The organism is Brevibacterium sp. LE-L (genome assembly GCF_050214925.1).
In the GTDB taxonomy this organism is placed as follows: domain Bacteria; phylum Actinomycetota; class Actinomycetes; order Actinomycetales; family Brevibacteriaceae; genus Brevibacterium.
In genome coordinates this window covers 110,546-130,308 of the sequence record NZ_CP189759.1, presented here as the reverse complement: position 1 = coordinate 130,308, position 19,763 = coordinate 110,546, and the positions used below count along the sequence as shown (strand labels likewise).

The 19,763-nt window shown below is 63.6% G+C and carries 15 protein-coding genes; all 15 read right to left on the bottom strand.

All coding sequences use genetic code 11. The annotated features are described in order from the left end of the window. Positions 1 to 144: 144 nt before the first annotated feature. Positions 145 to 1,344 (bottom strand): hydroxymethylglutaryl-CoA synthase, encoded by a 1,200-nt coding sequence (locus tag ACQE2J_RS00570; RefSeq protein WP_426936870.1) that lies wholly within the window; start codon positions 1,342 to 1,344, stop codon positions 145 to 147. Beyond that, the gene (locus ACQE2J_RS00565; protein WP_426936869.1) at positions 1,341 to 2,411 is read right to left on the bottom strand and encodes a hydroxymethylglutaryl-CoA reductase; all 1,071 of its coding nucleotides are present in this window, start codon (positions 2,409 to 2,411) and stop codon (positions 1,341 to 1,343) included. The genes ACQE2J_RS00570 and ACQE2J_RS00565 overlap by 4 nt, the downstream gene beginning before the upstream one ends. Beyond that, positions 2,408 to 3,562, bottom strand: a complete 1,155-nt coding sequence (gene fni, locus ACQE2J_RS00560) for a type 2 isopentenyl-diphosphate Delta-isomerase (protein ID WP_426936868.1) — start codon at positions 3,560 to 3,562, stop codon at positions 2,408 to 2,410. Before fni ends, ACQE2J_RS00565 begins: the two co-directional genes overlap by 4 nt. Then, positions 3,552 to 4,727 (bottom strand): phosphomevalonate kinase, encoded by a 1,176-nt coding sequence (locus ACQE2J_RS00555; protein WP_426936867.1) that lies wholly within the window; start codon positions 4,725 to 4,727, stop codon positions 3,552 to 3,554. The genes fni and ACQE2J_RS00555 overlap by 11 nt, the downstream gene beginning before the upstream one ends. Then, complete coding sequence (mvaD, locus tag ACQE2J_RS00550; protein WP_426936866.1) at positions 4,724 to 5,734, bottom strand: diphosphomevalonate decarboxylase; 1,011 nt, start codon at positions 5,732 to 5,734, stop codon at positions 4,724 to 4,726. The genes ACQE2J_RS00555 and mvaD overlap by 4 nt, the downstream gene beginning before the upstream one ends. Beyond that, positions 5,731 to 6,702, bottom strand: coding sequence for a mevalonate kinase (mvk, locus tag ACQE2J_RS00545; RefSeq protein WP_426936865.1), 972 nt, complete (start codon positions 6,700 to 6,702; stop codon positions 5,731 to 5,733). Before mvk ends, mvaD begins: the two co-directional genes overlap by 4 nt. A 408-nt stretch (positions 6,703 to 7,110) precedes the next feature. Then, on the bottom strand, positions 7,111 to 7,959 hold the full coding sequence (locus ACQE2J_RS00540) for a nuclease-related domain-containing protein (RefSeq protein ID WP_426936864.1): 849 nt from the start codon (positions 7,957 to 7,959) through the stop codon (positions 7,111 to 7,113). Positions 7,960 to 7,966: 7 nt separating this feature from the next. After that, positions 7,967 to 8,191 (bottom strand): hypothetical protein, encoded by a 225-nt coding sequence (locus tag ACQE2J_RS00535; protein WP_426936863.1) that lies wholly within the window; start codon positions 8,189 to 8,191, stop codon positions 7,967 to 7,969. Beyond that, positions 8,188 to 9,822: a TRAFAC clade GTPase domain-containing protein gene (locus ACQE2J_RS00530; protein ID WP_426936862.1), complete on the bottom strand. Its 1,635-nt coding sequence runs from the start codon at positions 9,820 to 9,822 to the stop codon at positions 8,188 to 8,190. Before ACQE2J_RS00530 ends, ACQE2J_RS00535 begins: the two co-directional genes overlap by 4 nt. Beyond that, positions 9,822 to 11,903 (bottom strand): hypothetical protein, encoded by a 2,082-nt coding sequence (locus ACQE2J_RS00525; RefSeq protein ID WP_426936861.1) that lies wholly within the window; start codon positions 11,901 to 11,903, stop codon positions 9,822 to 9,824. Before ACQE2J_RS00525 ends, ACQE2J_RS00530 begins: the two co-directional genes overlap by 1 nt. A 9-nt stretch (positions 11,904 to 11,912) precedes the next feature. Beyond that, positions 11,913 to 13,037: a hypothetical protein gene (locus tag ACQE2J_RS00520; RefSeq protein ID WP_426936860.1), complete on the bottom strand. Its 1,125-nt coding sequence runs from the start codon at positions 13,035 to 13,037 to the stop codon at positions 11,913 to 11,915. Positions 13,038 to 13,096: 59 nt separating this feature from the next. Then, entirely contained in the window at positions 13,097 to 15,790 is a 2,694-nt protein-coding gene (locus ACQE2J_RS00515; protein ID WP_426936859.1) for a hypothetical protein, read from the bottom strand. 5 nt (positions 15,791 to 15,795) lie between these two features. Further along, a complete protein-coding gene (locus ACQE2J_RS00510) occupies positions 15,796 to 17,394 on the bottom strand; it encodes an Hsp70 family protein (protein WP_426936858.1) in 1,599 nt (532 codons plus the stop codon). Continuing rightward, the gene (gene grpE, locus ACQE2J_RS00505) at positions 17,391 to 18,125 is read right to left on the bottom strand and encodes a nucleotide exchange factor GrpE (protein WP_426936857.1); all 735 of its coding nucleotides are present in this window, start codon (positions 18,123 to 18,125) and stop codon (positions 17,391 to 17,393) included. The genes ACQE2J_RS00510 and grpE overlap by 4 nt, the downstream gene beginning before the upstream one ends. Before the next feature lie 163 nt (positions 18,126 to 18,288). Beyond that, on the bottom strand, positions 18,289 to 19,662 hold the full coding sequence (locus tag ACQE2J_RS00500) for an FAD-binding oxidoreductase (RefSeq protein WP_426936856.1): 1,374 nt from the start codon (positions 19,660 to 19,662) through the stop codon (positions 18,289 to 18,291). Between the last annotated feature and the right edge of the window lie 101 nt (positions 19,663 to 19,763).

The following is a 19,763-nucleotide window of genomic DNA, read 5'->3' as shown; positions in this document are numbered from 1 at the left end:
CCCCTCACCGGGACCTCGAGAAGGTCGGGTGAGGGGCTTCGTCGTGTCTGCAGAAGAGCCCCGCGGCGCAAGCCCGCAGCACCGGGCCGGGAGACCGCGGCGCGAGGCTGCGCCGCGGGGCCCGACGGGGTGGGAGGTCGCGGCTCAGCTGCGTTCGTAGACGCGGGCGCGGCCCGTGACCCCGGCGAAGCGGAACGGTCCCGCGGTCACCTTCGGGGTCGAGACGTCCTCGGCGCTCGGCAGCTCGGTCGCGTGCAGGGTGCGGTACTCGTCGATGGACAGCGGCACGCGGGCATCGAGTGCCGCGGTCACGGTCTCGCGATGCGAATGCTGCTCATAGCCGGGCACGACGCGGGCGGTGAAGAACTCTCCGACGCTTCCGGAGCCGTAGCTGAAGAATCCGATGCGCCTGCCCGCGAGATCCGAATCGTGGTCGAGCAGCGAACACAGACCCGCATACAGCGAAGCGGTGTACGAGTTGCCGAGACGGCGGTTGTACAGGGTGCTCGCCGCCAGTCCCGTATCGCGCGGGTCGGAGGCAGCAGCGGTCTGAGCACCCGCGACGATCTCGGTGTTGAGCACCGCTCCGGTCAGACCGGCGAGGTGGACCTGCGCCTTCTTCGCCATCTTCGTGAACGGCTGATGGTAGAGGATGCGGTCGATCTCGTCGATTCCCGGTCCGTCCTGCGTCTGCAGATCGTTCCAGGCGCCGGTGAGGGAGTCGAGGTACGCGGTGACGGACAGGGCACCGTCGACGATCGCGGTCGTCGAATCGTTCGGCCGCCAGAAGTCATCGACATCGGCGGAGTTCAGGCCCGAGACCGGTTCGATCTCGAGCAGCCTCGGGTTCGCGGAGACGAGCATGGCCACGGCTCCGGCACCCTGAGTGGGCTCGCCGGCGGTGTCGAGTTCGTAGCGGGCGACGTCCGAAGCGATGACGAGGACGCGTTGGCCGGGCGAACGGGTGACGATGCCGACGGCGGCCTGCAGCGCCGCAGTCGCCGAATAACAGGCCTCTTTGACCTCGACGATGCGCATCTGCGAGGGCAGCTCGAGCAGCGAATGTACCGCCATGCCCGCGGCCTTGGACTGGTCGGTGCCGGACTCCGTGGCGAACAGCATCGTCCTGATGCCCTCGGTGCCGCTGCGTTCGATGATGGGTGCTGCGGCCGCGGCGGCCATGGTGACGATGTCCTCATCGGGCGCCGGGAAGCTGAACTCGTCCTGCCCGAGACCGAGACGGAACTTGTTCGGATCGGTGCCGTTCGCCTCGGCGAAGTCGTCGAGTCGGACGACATGATGGGTCGTGGCCAGCTCGATGTCGTCGATGCCGATCGGTGTCATGCGGCCTCGCCGTCCTCTCTGCGTTCCATCTCAAGATGTGTGGACATGAGCTCGCCCGGGTTCGTCTGCGCGGCGAGCAGCGAGAGCTCACCGCAGAGCACGGTGGCGGCCATGAGCGCGGCCAGACGGCGCGAGTTCGCGCCGGGCTCGCGGTCCTCGCGGCAGCCGAGTCGCTCCAGCGCCTCGTCGACATGCGGCAGATCCTTGCCGTTGCCGACGGTGCCGACGATGAGATGCGGCAGGGTGGTCGAGAAGTACAGGCCCTCGGGTCGGTTCTCCGCATAGGTGATCCCCTGCGAGCCCTCGACGATGTTCGCCGCATCCTGACCCGTGGCCAGGTAGAAGGCGAGCAGCATGTTCGCATAGTGGGCGTTCGCCGATCGCAGCGCCCCGGCGATCGTCGACCCGACGAGGTTCTTGCGGATGACGATCTCGGTCATCTTCTCCGCGGTCGAGCGCAGGCGGCGTTCGACGACCTCGTGGGGCAGGAGGATCTCGGCGACGACATTGCGGCCGCGCCCGAGGATCCCGTTGACCGCGGTCGCCTTCTTGTCCGAGCAGTAGTTGCCCGACACCGAACCGTAGTCGAGGCCCAGGTGCCAGGACAGAATGCGCTCCATGAGCGTGTCCGAGGCCTGGGTGACCATGTTGTGGCCCGAAGCGTCGTTGGTCCGGAAGGCGAAGCGGACGAAGAGCAGATTGCCGACGATCTCCGGGTGGACCTCGATGAGCCGGGCATGGTTGCTGCCGGCCGAGACGACGTCCTCGAGTTCGGGCATGCGGTGTCGGATGGCCTGCGCGGCCGCCTCGGCACCGATCGCGGACTCGGCGACGAAGAGCACCGACCGGGTCATGCGCTCATCGACGATGACGGTGCGGATGCCGCCGTCGATCTCACGCGAGATCGACGCGCCGCGACCGACGGAGGGCCACAGCGGGGTTTCGTACGTTGCCAGGGGCACGGCCACCTCGGTGTGGGTGCCCGTCGGAGCCAGCGCTTCGCCGCTGACCCGCAGGGGACCGACCCAGGTGGTCGGGATCCCGGTCATCGTGGTCTGCTGTTTCACAGCTGATTCCTCCTCGAAAGAACGTCAGTTCGGTGCGAGAGCGCGGTGACGTCGATTCCGCGCAGCCGGGCGAACTCGCCGAGGCGGCCTCGCGTGAGCAGGTCCGTGCCCGTGAGATCCGTGGACCGTTCGGCACCGAGCAGAGCGAACAGAGCCGAGGTCTGAGTCTGCCAGGTGCGCACGAGTTCGACGAGTCCGTCCGGACCGTGATCGAGCACGGTCTGCAGGAAGGTGCCGGCGACACCGACGGCACGAGCCCCGCAGGCCAGCGCTTTGACGACATCATAGGGGTTGCGGACTCCGCCGGAGGCCAGCAGCACACGTGACGAGACGCCGTCGGCATTCGCGTCGCCGGTGTCAGCGGCAGTGGTCCATTCCGGTGGGGCGTCGAGCAGGCAGGCCAGGGCGGACTGGCCGAAGCCGGTGAGCATGGAGAAGTCGCTGGCCCCGGCGCGGTCGTTCTCGATGCGCAGGAAGTCCGTGCCGCCGGCACCGGAGACATCGGCGAAGCGGACCCCGATGCCGGCGAGCAGCGACAGGGTGCGGCGGCTGAGGCCGAAGCCGACCTCTTTGACGACGACGGGCACGGGGCAGGCGGCGACGATGTCCTCGAGCCCTGACAGCCAGGTGGAGAAGTCGCGGGTGCCTTCGGGCATCGCGGTCTCCTGGACGGGGTTGATGTGCAGCTGCAGGGCGTCGGCCTCGAGCAGTTCGACGGCCCGGCGGGCATCGTCGGCGCTGCGACCGGCACCGAGGTTGCCCATGACGAAGCCGTGCGGGTTCTCCTCCCGGATGACGGTGAAGCCCTTCGCGGCCTCCGCATCGTCAAGGGCCACGCTCATCGACCCGCAGGCCATGGGCAGCCCGGTCTCGGCCGCGGCGATCGCGAGGTCCCGGTTGATCTTCGCCGTGGTCTCGGTGCCGCCGGTCATGCCGTTGACATAGAAGGGGGTCGGCCAGGTCCAGTCGCCGAGGTCGACGGAGAGGTCGACGCGCTCGGGACTGGTGCCCGACAGCGCATGGTGGACGAACTCGAGGTCGTCGAAGTCGCTGCGGCGGGGCCCTTCGGTCTGCTGCGCCGAAGCGAGGCGGACGTGGTCGTCCTTGCGGGAGGCGCGGGAGGCTTTGGCCTCGGGGGTCTCAGAACTCATCGATCTCGCCTTCCTCTCGGTGGGTGCCGAGGTCCAATGGTCGGATGCCTGCGGCTTCCCAGCCGGTCAGGATGGTCTGCGCATCGGTGTGGGAATGGGCCAGTGCGATCCCGCAGTCGCCGCCGCCGGCGCCCGAGGGCTTCGCGGCGGCACCGTGTGCTTCGGCGATCTCGCACAGTTGGTGCAGGGTGGCGGTCTCGATGAGGCTGCCCGAGGTCTCGCCGAGGCGCTGGAGCAGGGAGCGGGCGGCGCGGATGGTCTTCAGCGCCGCTTGGGCATCATCGTCATCGAAGGCGGTCACGAGATCCTCGACGAGAGTATGGGAATCGGCGGCGAAGGAGGAGAAGGGACGCGGCTCGGCGGCTACGGGCGCGGGGCCGGCCTCAGGTGCCGGGCCGGCCTCAGGAGCGGGCCCAGCCTCAGGTGCGGGCGCAGCATCCTGTGCGGCGCCGGGGGAGTGGACGCGTTTGACGAGGTGCTCGGTCGAGGCCGGTGAACCCGTCCATCCCACGAGGAGATCGAGAGAGGCGGGAGGAGTGATCCGCCGCGCAGAAGAGCCCGCCCATTGCGAGCAGTTCAGTGCCGAGACGACGCCATGGGCCTCACGGTGGGCGCGCAGGGCGGCACGGTCGGGCGAAGAGTAGCGGATCCACCCGCCGAAGGTGCTGGCGGCCAGATCTCCGCCCGAAGCGTTCGGCGAGATCGCGATCGTTGCCAGCAGCGCGAGTTTGAAGCGTTCGGCGGGGCTGAGGCGAAGCTCGTAGAACTCGGCGAGGGCAGCGACCGTCGCCACGGTCACCGCGGCCGAGGAGCCGAGCCCGAACTTCCGGCCGTCGGTGTCATCGAGTTCGCTGGAGATCTCAAGATCGAAATAGCGAGGGGCCGCACCTCGGGCGGCCCGCAGCTCCTCGACGGTCGAGATCGCCGAGAGCACATAGTCGGCAGGACGATGCTCGAGGACGATGGCCTCGCCGTTCTCCTCCCGATGCCACACCAGCGGTGCCTGACCGTATTCGGAGGAGTGGATGCGGCCGGAGTCCTCACTCTCGGTCAGCCGCACCGTGATGCAGCGATCGACGGCGACGAGCACCGCCGGCTGCCCGGGGGAGACGACGGCGTATTCTCCGGCGATGAAGAGCTTTCCGGGTGCCCGGGTCTCGATCATGCGTGGCTGCCTTCACCCGCAGACGTGCCCGCAGCGGGCGGGACTTCGTCAGCGGCGGTGAGCAGGTGGGCGCCGGGGCCGGGGCCGACGACGCGGACATCGCCGAATCCGGAGAGCCTCTCCGCCAGCGCCTCGGCGTCGGAGGGGCGGACGATGACGGCGACGTTCGGACCGGCATCGGCGGTCGAATAGGCTTCGATCCCGTGCTCGCGGGCTTCGGCCACGGCGTCGAAGATCGCATGGCTGGTCGGGTTGAGGAAGCGGATCGGGGGCACGGTGGACTGGATGAGTCCGTGCATGCGCAGGGCATGGGATTCGGTGATCTCGCCGATGCGGGTGAAGTCCTCGGCGGAGCAGGCCGCGACCATCTGCTCGAGGTAGTCCTCGGTCGAGGACACCCAACCGGAGTAGAACGGGGAGGTCTCCGCCGTCAGACGCATCGCCTCGCGGGAGGACACGGCCTTCCTGGCGCGGTTGACGGTGACGATGATCATGCGCATCTCCGGGGCCTCGACGGATTCGGCGAACGAGGACTCATCGTCACCGGCATGCCACACGGCCATTCCTGCGGCGATCGACCGGCAGGCCGATCCCGAACCGCGGCGGGCCAGACGGCTGAGCTCGCGGGCATCGAGGTCGAGGTCGAAGGCTGCGGCGGCCGCGGTCGCCAGGGCGGCGAAGCCCGACGCCGAGGAGGCCAGTCCGGCACCCGTGGGCACGGAGTTGCGGGAGCGGACAAGGACCCGGTCCTCGCGTCCGGCGAGTTCGCGGACATGGTCGAGGAAGACGGAGATGCGGTTCGTCTGCCCGGCATCGGCGAGGCTGCCGTCGAGTTCGAGGACATCGGTGGCCGCCTCCGGGGCGGGAACCACCGTGGTCGTGGTCTCGAAGTGGTCCAGGGTCAGCGAGAGGCTGCCCGCGGCGGGCAGGATGAGCTCCTCATCGGCTTTGCCCCAGTATTTGACCAGGGCGATGTTCGGGTAGGCCCGCGCCGTCGTCGTTCTCATGTCGGTCTGACCTCCGTCGTCCAGGTGCGGGGGGCTCCCGCGGCGCGCAGCGCATCCGCCAGTTCCTCGGCGGCTTCGTCTCCATCGGCCAGGGCCAGCACGCAGCCGCCGAGGCCTCCGCCGGTGAGCTTGGCCCCGCGGGCTCCGGCCGCGGTGGCCGCAGCGACGAGGGAGTCCAGGCTCGGGGTGGAGACGCCGAGGCCGCTGAGCAGCTCATGGGCCTCGAGCATGCGGTGGCCGATCGTCACCTGGTCACCGGAGCGGATATCGTCCACGGCGGCATCGGTGAGCTCGGCCAAGCGGTCGATCATCGCGCCGATGCGCGTCGGATCCGCGTCACGACGGGCACGCACTCCGCCGACCGCCTCGGCGGTGGACCCGTGGTGACCGGAATCGGCGAGGACGAAGACGAGGCGCTGACCGACATCGATCGTCTCCGCGCACCCGGTCTGGAAGCGGATCGGGGCGGGTTTGGCCACCGCCCAGGCATCGATGCCGCTGGGGCGGCCGTGGGCGACGGTCTCGGCGGCCTGCACGATCTCGTGGAGGGCCTCCTCGTCGAAGACGGTGGCATGGAGATTCGCCACGGCTCGGGCGACGGATGTGGCCACGGCGGCACTCGATCCCAAGCCCCGGCTGTGGGGGATCGCCGAGCGGATGAGCAGCTCCACCTCGGCGTCGGGATCGCCCACGCCCTCAAGGGCGGCGGTCAGCCCGGCGACGACGGGACCCATCGGCTCCGGGGCGGTCTGCGCGTTCCCGGAGAACAGCTGGCTCTCGATCCGGGTCTCCTGCTCCGGTGACCGGCGGATATCGGTCTGGACTCCGAGGCCGTGCAACGGCACGGCGACGGCGGGAGAGCCGTAGACGACCGCGTGTTCGCCGAACAGGATGGCCTTGGCATGGGCGAAGCCCTGAGCTGTGCCTGCGGCGGCCGGAGTCGGATCGGTCAGAGAAGAATTGTGCATGCAGGAGGATTTCGGGATCCGAGGACAGCGCCGAGGACGTTGGGGGCTGACGCAGTCAGAGAGCGGGTGCGGGTCTGCGTTTTGATCATGATGCACCATCATATGCGTTGACCCGTCCCTTCTGCGAAGGCGAGGCGTCAGCGAGGGCGGGCTAGCGACTGACTGGGTTCGATTCGAGTGCGGCACCCTGTTCCGGCCAGACGAGGCCGAAGCGACCTTCCGTGGTCAGCAGATCTTCGATCGTGCTGTGCCTGGGAGTCGGGCCGCCAGCGAGCAACATCACACGATCACCCGTGCGACGTCGACCAGGTCGGCGATGTGCGGGGGCCGAGAGAATCAGAAGACATGGGTTAGACGGATTCGAGTCTTCCGCAGGTGTCGCAATTCGGCTCGCTCTTCCGGATGGTATCAGTCCTTCAGCAGCGCGGTGAGTGCCGCGTCGATGGTTGGGTCAGCGTGCGCAACGACACCCGACCGGAGACGAGCGAGCATGTCGGGCAAAGTGATGAGCGGCACCCCTCCGGGACACTTTGTGCCTGCAGCCACGTTCCCGAGGCCATCGTTTGTGGGGATCAACACGACAGACGGCTCGATTTTTGCGTTGGGAAAGAGCTCCCGAAAACGGGTCCGCGCCATTTCCATGTTGCGCGACATTCGTCGTGGGTCCTTGACCTGCTGACCTGTTTTGTCGTCGCGGCATAGCAACCATTCGTTCTCGGTATACCAGGTCACCGCGCCTGAGGCGTAGTATTTGAGGTCTATGACAAAGATCGTCGCGCCTTGCACGATCACGCAGTCGACATCAGTGTTGAACTTCTGATCCGGTATTGGCTTGCCGCCAGGAGCCGGCATCGCCACCGACCAGTACGAGCTGAAGTTGTCAATGAGGTTCTCACGGCACAAAGCCTTGTAGAACCCTGTTTCGCCAAGCTGTCCGCTGTAGACGTTCTTGCGTGAGAAGTCCGCCTCGAAGAGACCCAGCCCGGCAACTCCTTTAGCGCAGATGGACACCGGCGGGTGATAGGAGCGCAGCTCCTGCGGTTCGAACCCCGTCATTCGCCCTTTGCCGCTGGGACGTGAGATCGTGTCGAGTTGTGGTTTGGGTGTTCCGACTTTACGGCCACCAGCATCCTGTGGACTCGGTGAGGACTGTTTGCTGCGGTGCGGTCTTGCACCGGTTCGCGGAGACTGTCGAGATTGGGGTATTGAACTGCTCTTCTTGTTTCCGGCGAACAGACTGTGAATGAATTTCCGCATGATCTCCTCATTCCCACGGATATCTGAGGTGTTCGTGCGACCAGCGTACGATCCCCTGCGAGAAGTCATAGAAGGATTCCCATACTCGCTCGCCATTGCCGTCGCTCAGCGTCCACCAAACCGCCAGGAGCACGAGCATGGCCACGATGACGAGTTGCACGATCGACACCAAGTTGCGAAACACCCAGTGCTGTGTGGGTTCGCCGCTTGCCGGGAGCTCATCGCTGCTCATGCGTTCGCCTCCTCTCCCTTTGCTGAACCCCTCGCAGCCGAACTGGTCGGCTCCCCAAACAGGCTCTGACCACCCTGCGCTCTGATGGCCCAATCAACGACGCCGAGCGGGTGCGGCGGAATGTTCGGTCTCCCCCGAGACGTCGAGTCGACAGCGAAGTAGGTGACATTGGCGAAATCGCTTTCGATGCGCGCGATCAGCCGGTCTTCCCCGACGTCCTGCAGCCAGGTACGAATGCCTGCACTGTCGACGGGGATCTTCTGCTCGGTCTCTGAAATCTCTGCCACGACATCGACCTTCGTGACGACGACTGCGATGCGACGACGGTCGAGGTCGTCGAGCTGATCGACGACGCTACCGTACGCATCTTCGGTCGACCCCTGTGCGACGGGTATCTGGCCATTCAGCCTGCTGCGGTGGAGGCTGTCTGCGACGACGGGAATGGCGAGCGGATCGATGAGGAAGACGTATGCTGTCGCATCGTTGAGATAGGTCAATGAATGAGCGTGCTCGGCAGTGACGAAGTTCTCGCCGGCGGCGTCCAAAAGGTGCATCTCGAAGGTGTTCTCTGGACCCTCGACGAGGAACGGATACCCTTCAGGTTTGTCGTCATGCACGGTCTTAGCGGGAGCTCGGCCCGCGCGGGACTCGTTGACGGAGGTCGTGAGGAACTGCTCGGCCACGCTGCTCAGCGGAGTGATTGTCAGACCTGGTGCCACGTCATCACCGTGATCGTTCAGCGACGTAGCTGAGGCTGCAAGGAACTGGGTCTTGCCTGCTGCAACAGGACCGAGAACCGGGATCTGGATGACGCGACGGGTGCCTGATCCTCGAGGGAGGGAGGAATCGCAGTACGGGCAGATGGCCTCAAGTACAGGAGAGGCTCGTGCCACTGTGAGCGGAAGTTCCTGCCCGCAGCCACAGACTCGGGTGCGAATGCCGAGCCGTCCCGGAGTCATATCGCGGTGGATGACCCTGCACGCGGGGTTCGAGCATCGGAAGCTGGGGGTGTCGGTGACTCCGTAACATCCCGGCTGCACGCAGTGAACAGTAGCTCCCTCCTGTTTCATGAAGTGCGTCTCCTGCGCCCGCAGAATACGGAGAGTGATCGACTGGGTGATGACGACGAGCACCCGGAATGTCCAGGTGATCAAATACCACAGGAGAGTACCGATCCACAGACCGACGGTGAAACCGAGTGCGGGAATGAAAGCGAGCGGGAACCACCAGCCCAGACAGAGGCCCAGCGCGCCGGCCGAAACTTCGCCGGACTGACGCAGAACAGCAGTCTGGTCATGATGGAACTGGAAAGGCACATAGTTCGGCCAGGCGTAGTCCCAGCCGAAATTCTTCGCAGCACCCGACGCGCTGAGCCGGAACACGCCACCGGCCCGAACTTTCGCTGGTGTCGCGATGGTGGGACCCTTCTCATTCGCCCCTCGCAGCACCCGGTAGGGAATCACCAACCCGGTGATGATGCCGGCAAGCAGGGCGAGGCCCGCTACAATGATCGCCAGTCCGAGCACATAGGCGATGATCCTTGCGACGAGCACGAACAGAGACCAGACGATCATTACAGCAAGCCAGAGGCCGATTACGATGGCGAGGATGATTCCGATGACCTGTGGCATTATTCGTCCCTTTCCCGTTCATCGCTTGCATCATTGTGCCGACGGCCGGTCAGAAAGCCTACCGCGCTGGAGAAGCCATCTTTTGCGAAGTTCTTCGCTGAAGGAATACCGCGGAGGATCTCGGTCAATCGTGCTTCGGCTTCGAGGTGGTCGTGATTTCCTGGATCTGCCGTGATGAGCGCCTTGGCGAGTTCGATCCAGCCTTTGATGTCGCGTGTCTTCGTCATCTTCGGATGACGCTGAAGAACGGGCGCCAATAGCCAACTGCACTCTTCTCTCAAGCTGTCATTTAGACCGACACGACGCACCCAAAGCGCCAACAGCCTAGGGTCTACCTGTTCTGTGTCATCCTCGGGTCCGATCGCGAGGATCCAGCCTGCGGGCTGCAATCGGGCCCGCGAGGGATCGGAAGCAGCGTTCTTGAGCGAGTTCTCTATCGCCTCCTCGCGATTGTCGGGCACTTGGAGGCCGATCCGCGCGGCCTCTCGCCACTGGGCGAGCGCGCGTGTGTGAGAGTCGGGTGAACCGTCGTCGATGATAGCGTCCCAAGCCCCATCACCCAGCTCGCGTGCCAGGCGGGCATGGGAGAGCGTACGGTCAGCGAGTTCGCCGAGGAGGGACCGACGCAGGTGCCGAACGATCCGCTCACCGTCATACCAAGAGGTGATGTTATTGCTGACCTCACGCGGGTGATCGAGCAGATACGAGACGGCGCGTTCGATGGCCGGACTCAGACGCTGAGTGGGTAGATTGTCGGACAAAGGCGCCGCGAGACGGAGCAGCTGCGGCAGAGCATGGCTGGTGGTGCCGAGAATCAACTCGGCGAAGAGATCGGCAATACGTTCAGGTTCTGAGAGACGAATGGTCTGCCAGCCGCCGCTGGCATTGAGTTCGCTCGCCCATGCGCTCGCGGCAGTCGGATCCGCCGCAAGTGCTTCGAGGGAGGGCACGAGAACGGCTTCAGCGAGACCCGCGACACCTGTATCCGCGGCATAGCGAGCCGCACGCGCTGCACGGATCGCATCATCTGTACTACGGACGCCGTAGGAGGCAATGGAGTCGCTGAGCTCATCGAAGTAGAGCTCGAGGTCATCACGGAGGCCAGCCTCGCCGAGGCCCTCGATCAGGGAGATCCCGATTTCCCATTCATCGCGTCCTGCTTCGACTGTGCGGAGTCCGAGCACCATCTCGACACCGTTGCCTCCGACTTCAGCGTTTGTCGCCTTCATCCAGCGGCCGCCGAGTGCTGCGGCTTCGATCGCATCGAAGGCATCGTGGTCATTGACCCACGCAGCGATCCGCGCAGCTTCGGGCGTGATCGGGACTTCGCTCGCGCTGTGCTTGGTGAGATCGATGACGTGTGCACCGGAGAAGCTCTCTGTGACCAGATCGGGATGGACGCCGACAAGCTGAGCAGTTGTCCGGAATGGATCGGTCGCGAACGCCCGACACCCGAGCGCAAGGGCGTCGTTCGGAGGGAGGAGTAGCGTGCCTGCGGCAAACCACTTGAGGACGAGTTCAAGGTCGTGGTGGATGACGATGACCTTGGTGCCGGGTTCGTCGAGCGCGGCGTGCAGCATGCTCAGATAGAGGGGAAGCGTCGCCGCAGCCCACGGATCCTCGCGGAGCATGGCGATGAGTGCCTCGCCTTCGAAGGCTTCGTCGATCTCCAGCGGGGCGAACCATTTCTCGCTTCGCGACGATGGCGCCTTCTCGAGTCTCCAGTTTCGTGCTGCCCAGATCTGGGCGGGACGATAGGGATGGATGTCATCCTCTTCCCGAGTGACGACAGTCTGAGTGAGCTGGTTGCCGCTCCGGCCGGAGTTCGTCTTACCCGTGGCGATGCCACGCGAGAAGTAGAACCCTTGCTCGCCTCGGAGGTAGACAGCAGTAGGTGGATGCTCTGTTTCCTCGCGGTCGAATGGCCAGGAGCGGCTCTTCACATGCAACAGTTCGGAGACGATCACCGCACGGTCAGCGCCATCGATGCCCTCTGACACCGCTTGGAAACCGAAGCCGTCGAGTCGGTCGACCGACTCGTCACTCGTCACGTCCGTATAGACGGCGCTTTCGAAGACCATTCGACACTCCTACTTCTTCGCACTCTTGGGGATGACGCGATGCTCAGCCAGCAGCCACAGCAGTGGATCTGCGACACGGTGAGGCAGCAGGCCGCGAGAATTGACTCGCGCTTCCCCATATTCGGGTTCTGCGCCCAGCGCGGAGACGCCGAAGACGCGGAAGTTGTCGTAGTTGGCCCGCAGCTGACGAATGAGGTGATCTCCACCCCAGCGCTCAATGAGCGAAACCATGTTGTCATGGACGTCGAGTGAATCCTGCTCATCGAAGACATCGGACTCGGGTGAGTTCCTCCGGATGGGGTTATTCGCGGGTACCTGATCGAAAAATGCGTCGATCTTGGGCACAACGACGGCAAGCGGTGTCTTGACCTTTCTGTTGCGTTTATGTTGGAGCACAGAAGTGATTCCGTCGAGGGCAGCCTCGGGGTCGGTTTCGGCGACAGTCACACCACGCGTCGTCGCCGATTCGCGATTCTCCGGGAACGCGAAGGGATCGAGCAGGAGCATGACACCTGAGACTTGTGCCAAGTATTTCTGCTTTGTGACCACATCTTCGTTCTTGACATCCTCGCCTGCATTGTCATAGAAGGAGAAGATCGTGCCGCTGCCTTTGGTGCTGCCCTTCCACTCGTAGACGGCAGGTTCCTGTTTTTCACCGCCCGATTGTTCGGTCTGACCGGGAAGCTGCTCACCAGACAGCATGGCGTACTCATTGAATTCAAGGTCACGCGCCAGGCCCGAACTACCGCCGGGCGTGATGATCGAGGCATCGAATCGGCGCGCAACCTGACCTTTGAGCTGCTTGTGGAGCACAGTCAGCAGAACGGTTTTTCCTGAGTAGCGCAGCCCGACGAGGCCGAAGAGCGGTGAGCCGGCTTCGAGGCTGCGAGGCAGGCGGGAGTGGCACGCGGGACAGATACGGATTCTGCTTTCCCCGCCGCAGTCGGAACAGACCGCCGTTTCGGCGGCGAGTAGGTCAGTCGGGTTGGCCGGATCACTGCCGGGAAGGGTGATTGCCGGTGGGACAGGTTGTGAATCCTGGAACTCGCGTCTGCGTTTGGGGTCGTCTCTGTCCTGGCAGGGAGGACGACCCGGCTGGCCACGCTGTGAACAGCGGAAGGCCACTTTCTTCATGTTGAGCTCGTTATAGCAGTACGGGCATGCTGTGGTCTTCTTCCCGAAAAGAGACATGTTCAGCCTTTCATGGCTCGAGTGGCCGGTGGAATCAGCTCTGAGTCGTCGAGGGAGAAGACGCAGACCCAGAAGGGCGACTTCTCTTTGCCGATCTCGATCTCGTGCTCGCTCGACGTACCGGTGGTGAAGTCCAAATCGATGGAGCCCACGACATGGCCGTCATCGGCGTCCCACGGCTTCACGGAGCCCCGTTTGAGAACGACCCGCGCGGGAATCGAGTGACCGGTAGTCTCGCTTACTGCCGTGATGCTGCAAGCGACTTTGCCCATGAGGGACTTGTGGATCTTCAGATCGTAGCGTGCGCTCTTGGCCGTCGTTGCAGCTTCCCAAGGAATCGGCGTCCATGCCAGCACGCTTTCGTCATCGTCGAAGCGCACCACCGTGCCTATGCCGAGGTCAGAAGCTGATGTGACGCCACCGACAATGGTCACTCCGCCGTCTTTGCGGTAACGGGCCTGAGTCACCCGGCGTGTGCGACGAGTTCCGTCCGCTTGCCAGGACAATTCCATAATGCAGTCATCGTCCGGCCATTTCCATGAGATGCGCAGGTCGTCCCCGAACGCTTCGGTCGCGATCTGGGTTGCCGGCTGTGCGGTTCCGGCGATGACGGAGTAACCGACGATGCAGCCCTCGTCGACGATTGTCAGCGGTACGATTCGTGCGAAACCGTCGAAGGGTGCCAGCCGCGCCTTTGCCGACGTTGCCCCGGGAAGCAGCTCTGTCCGGGTGCCGCCAAGCTGCACGAGCTTTGCACGATTGACGAGTTCTCCTTCGGGAAGCATCGTGAGCGGTGCGAACGACCAGAGCTCGACATCGTAGCCGACGATCTCTGTCCATGTTGCTTGTAAGCCGGCGTTGTCTACCACGTCGAGGTCGCGGACCCCTCGCGCCCGGCCACGCGGTGTCACTGTGGTGGATGCCGGTTCCGAGAGTTGTCGGCCACCGTCCAGGAGGTAGACGGCTCGCACCAAGAAACGATATTTGGCCCCCGTCGTCAGTCCGCTCACGCGCAATGTCGAACCGTGTGAGATCTCATGATCGGAGGTCGATCCGTCTGGTTTCTGCTGTGTGACAATGACACCCGCGGCCGCCGACGGGCATGTCCATGAGAGCTGCACCGTGGTGAGATCTGTGGTTGAACGCAGAGATTCTGGAGCGGGAAGGACGGAAACGGTTGTGTGCACCACGTCCGAGAACATCGAACCATCACGAGTCGCAAAGATTGCGTAGGTGACCTCGGCGATGGGTGCCGACTCGTCGGTCAGCGATGATTCAGTAGTCTGTGAGGCAACGACAACACCGTCGGTGGGTGAGGTCGGGGCATGCCCCCGTCCTCGGATGACCGTGTACGTAATTGTCGTATCGGCTTCCTGCGCCCAGCTCAATGTGACGCCTGCGTCCGTCACACGGGCGGCGAAGGAGCGCGGCGCGGACGGAGGAAGGGAATCCCGGCGCGTGACTAGAGTCTCGTCACCCTGGTCGATGGTGATGGCCTCGTTGATCGCTACGAGTGCTGCAACATAGTCCTTCTTCGCCGCCGCGAAGTGGTAAGAATCCAACGCGGTCTTCTTGAGCGCTTTCAACCGATTGATCTCCGTGTGAAGTTCAGTTCGATCTGCCTGCTCGTCATCACTTGATGAGACCGCTGTGAGAGTGCGTGCCGCCTGGGCAAGCTCTCCCTCGCTGAGGAACTGGCGGACTTGAGCGAGGCTCATGCTCGATTCGGAACTGCTCGATGGTTGCGCTCCAACAGCCGCCACGATCCGTGCAGCATCATTTCGAGTGAAACCGGAGGCTGCGAGATGATCGCGTACGGCCATCTTCGGTTTTCCACGGTTGAGTTGCTTTTCTGCCGCATCGACCACTGTCGTGAGCACGACATGAGCGATCTCCGCATCATTGCGGCAGGAGTTTTTGATGGCGACGAGCAGCTTCTGCGCGCTCTGCAGGGCATCGGTGTCTCTGCCCTGTTCGTTCTTTTTCAGTGCCTTCTCGACATCAACGATCCCGATCGGACCACCTGGAGTCTTCAGAGCGTCGATGCATGCGACATCACGTGCATCGTTTGGCCTGTGGATGAGAAGCACATCGAGAATGGAACGGTATTCCGCGTGTTGCATGACCCGCTGCCACGGCGTGCGAATGCTCTTCGGCACACCCTCGGTCGGCAGAGTGAGCTCGGCGACGATCTGGAGGTCGTTGTCAGAGGCGACCTTGCGGACGCTGCCTTCGGTGACGCCCGTGATGCCGACGGTCTCCAGACGAGAGACCAGCTCCTCGAGCGTGATGATTCCGAGCGGATACTCCACCCCGAGCTGGCCGATCTTCTCGCTGAGAGTCGCATGAATGTATGACTGGCGGCGCGCCTGCATCTCGGCCCAGAACGACGGATCGTCCAGCTCCACACCGGTCTTCTCAATCGACTCGAGGAGCTGTTTGATGCGCATGGCGGCGGGGAGCCCCTTCGCCTTATTCAGTGTGGGCACAATGCTCGCACGCCAAGCCTTCAACTCACTGGCCTCGGCGGGTGTGGGAACCGCAAAGAGGGCGTTGAGATCGAGGCGTGTATAAGCCTCGCTCTTCGGGTCTCGCGTCATCTCCGCGAGCACTTCGCGCAGCTGCTCTGCGCCCTCCCCTTTTGAGAAGGGACGCAGGACATTGGACTTGTACGCTTTGGCGTCGAATGTGGCCATGGCGGCTACGAACGCAATGCCATGGCCGAGACCTTCGCAGTCTCCTCTGCCACCTGTTCCTTTGAGAGCACGCTCAGCATGGCTTCGAGCTGAACAGACTTTCCGCTTGTGGCATCGGTGACGACCATCGTTGCCAACCCCTCGCTGGAGACCTCAAGCGTGACATCGATCGGATCGCCGCGGTCAATCGGCTCTGGCAGTTCCAGCGTGGTCTCTTTGAGCAGGTCATTGTCTTCGAGTGCATCTGATTCCTGCTCGCCGCCCTGTTCGTACATCGTGACTTTGACCGTGGTCTGTCCGTCAGTGATGGCCGATGCCTTGACTGGCTCAGCCGAACACGGAATCTGATCATTTGCGTGCACCAAGAAGCGCACGAAGTGCTCGTCGTGGTCTTCTTCGCGTACGAGCCCACAGCCGATTCCACGTGAGAGGACGTTGACGATGTCGAGCTTCGCCGCGCCGCCTGGGAAGAATGCTCGAGTAGGAGCGTCGTCCGAGATCTCCGGGGTCGACTCCTCATCACCGGTGGCAAGCACTTCATCGACGGCAGCCTGACCGTAGATCGCGGCACCTTTGGCCACAGCCAGATCGAACTCAGTGTCCTGGGCGTCCCAGCCCAGATGCTCCTTGAGCGATTCTTTGACCATGGGCATACGCGAAGAACCGCCGACCAGGAGAACGCGGTCGATGACAATCGACGAATCCTTCTCCAGTGCAGTTGACAAGGCACGTTCGGAGATCTCGATCGTCTGCAGTATGAGATGACGAGTCGCCTGTTCGAATTCATCCCGAGTGACCTCAATGGTGGCTTTTTCTCCTTCATAGGCCACGCGTACATTCGCGGACTCACGTCGGCTCAGAGTCTTCTTGAGTGTTTCGATCTCGAGCCGGAGGTCGAGCGCGAAATCTTCGTCGTAGCGGGGGTCATCATCGCCGAGTTCGGCCGACTCAATGAACTTCTCGACCACCAGATCGAAGAGGACGCTGTCCCAGTCGGCGCCGCCGAGTTCGCGGTTGCCGTCGACGGAGATGACTTTCACGGACCCGTTGCTGATCTGCATGATCGTCGTGTCGAACGTACCGCCTCCGAGGTCATAGACCAGGATCGTCTCGTCCTTGTCGCTGCGGGCACCGATCGACAGCGCCGCGGCAACGGGCTCCGTGACGATTCCGATGACGTCGACACCTGCCATCTGTCCGGCCTGACGCGTGGATTCACGCTCTTTGACCCCGAAATAGGCTGGAACCGTGATGACAACCTTGGTGATGGACCTGCCTGTTTGATTGTTCGCAGCGTTGACGAGTTCTTTGATGATCATTGACGAGATCGCTTCAGGAGTGTAGCTCTCGCCCTGAAATTCCTGGGGGTACTCGGTGCCCATGTGGCGCTTGATCAGTAGGCACGCATTGTCGGGAGCTGTTGGCGCAACACGCTTCGCTTCGGTTCCGACGATCGCGGCCCCCGGGCCCTCGAAGTAGACTGCCGACGGCGTCGTGTCATCGCCTTCGAAGTTCTTGATGATCTCTGTGCCGCCGAGATCACTGATCCGCGCGATCGCCGAGTAGGTGGTTCCGAGGTCGATGCCGTAGGCGGGCTCGCTCATGGGGAGCTCTCTTTCGTGTCGGTGGATCGGTGTTCTGAAGCGACGGCGTGTGACGCCTCAGACTCGATGTCGGGAGTGGGCGTGTAGCGAAATACTGAGACGCGTGCGGGCAGAAGCACGCGGTCAGCGCCTGCGAAGATGAATCCCTGACGAGCAACTCTCTGGATCGTGGCATCGAGTGCAGGGTCTTCGGTCGCAATGATTCGTGCGGACTGATGGAGACGCGCATCGAACGGGTTCCCGACTGCGGCGCCGACGGAATCGATGTCGTAAAGCGAGAACATGTCTTCGATTGTCTCGGCGAAGTACTCGAAGTCCTCTGCGGCCGCAGGAGCTTCCGTGGCCAGCGCTGCTGAACTGTCAAGAGCCTGAGCATGCAGAGTCGACAGACGTTCGAAGAACGGCTTCAGCAGTGACCGCACTTGGTCGTCCTGCAGTTTCTCGATCCGTGAGTGAAGCGACCGAGCATTATCCTCATAGGCCGCTGCTCGCTCGTGGAACGCGCTGGTCTCGGCGCGAAGCTGATCAAATTTGTCTTCGGCATTCTTTGCGGATTTCTCGATCAGCGACGCAAACTGGCGTCGCATTGAGTCAACCCAGCTTGGGGTTTGATCAAAACTATTCTCGTTGGGAAGGCCCTGCGCATCGAAGGCGCTCGTCTCCGACACCTCATTTACGTCCCGCAAAGAGTCGCTCGACTCGTGCGGATCGGGGCTATCCTCTGCGACCATTTCTCTCCATTGATATCAACACTGCCTGCACGATCCGAACTTCCTCGGTTCCTATCCTGGCACATACGCAGGAGAGAAACTTCAAAAGTATTAATTCGTGTTTATCTTCTATGGTCTTCTGCGGCTTGTCAACAACACAACTGGCTTCGATTGAGAAGGTTCCTCAGACCAGCCCGGTGTAGACCGATCCGGGGTTGAAGATGTTGTCAGGATCGAGGGCCTGTTTGATCCGGTGGTTGAGCTCCATGACGTCCTCGCCGAGGTAGGGCGCGAGCCATGGGGCTTTGAGCCGGCCGACGCCGTGCTCACCGGTGATGGTGCCGCCGAGGCCGGTCGCCAGGTCCATGACTTCGCCGTAGGCGATGCGCGCGCGCTCCTGCTGCGCCTCATCCTTCGGGTCGAGCACGAGCAGAGGGTGCGTGTTGCCGTCGCCGGCGTGGGCGATGACGGCGATCGTGACCTCACGCTCGGTCGAGATCTTCTCGATGCCGAGCACGAGGTCGCCGAGCTTCGGCAGCGGGACTCCGACGTCCTCGAGCAGCAGAGCGCCCTTCTTCTCCACGGCCGGAATCGCGATGCGGCGGGCCGTGACGAAGGCTTCGCCCTCATCGGGGTCGGCGGTGAGGTAGCACTCGGAGGCGGCGTTGGAGTTGCAGATCTCTTCGATGAGCGCCGCCTGCACGCTCGAATGCTCTCCGGGTTCGTCGGATTGGATGACGAGCATGCCCTCGGCCTCCCGGTCGAGACCCATCTTCAGTTCGTCCTCGACGGCGTTGATCGACGGCTTGTCCATGAACTCGAGCATCGACGGCCGCATGGCCTTCGCGATGTCGAGCACGGCCTGCGTGGCATCGGCGAGCTTGCCGAACATCGCGACGACGGTCGTCGGGGGCAGCTGGGCGGGAATGAGTCGCAGGGTCACCTCGGTGATGATGCCCAGGGTTCCTTCGGAGCCGACGAAGAGCTTCGTCAGCGGCAGACCCGCGACGTCCTTGAGCCTGGGTCCACCGAGATTTACGGCCCGCCCATCGGCGAGCACCACCGTCATGCCCAGCACATAGTCCGTGGTCACGCCGTATTTCACGCAGCACAGCCCGCCGGCGTTCGTGGCGATGTTGCCGCCGATCGAGCAGAACTCGAAGGACGAGGGATCCGGCGGGTACCACAGGCCGTGTTCGGCGGCGGCGGCCTTCACCTCGGCGTTGAAGGCACCCGGCTGGACGACGGCCATGCGCGTGATCGGATCGATGCTGATCTCGCGCATCTGATCCAGGGAGAGCACGATTCCGCCGGCGATCGCGGAGCTGCCTCCGGACAGTCCGGAACCGGCGCCGCGGGGCACGATCGGCACCTTCGCCTCGGCGGCGATGCGCACGACCTGCTGCACCTCCTCGGTGGAGGACACTCGGACGACGGCCAGCGGTACGCCGGCATCAGGATCGTTCGCTCGATCCCAGCGGTAGGCGTCCATCGAGTCGGGATCGGTGATGACGGCCGAGGCCGGCAGGGCTGAGGTGAGGGAGGAGACAACGTCCATGTTGTGATCGAGCCTTTCGAGCGGAGTTCGGCACCCGGAATTCGCTTCCGACGTTACCAGGATCACTGTCGTTCTCGGCGCGGAGGTCAAGGTGCGGACCG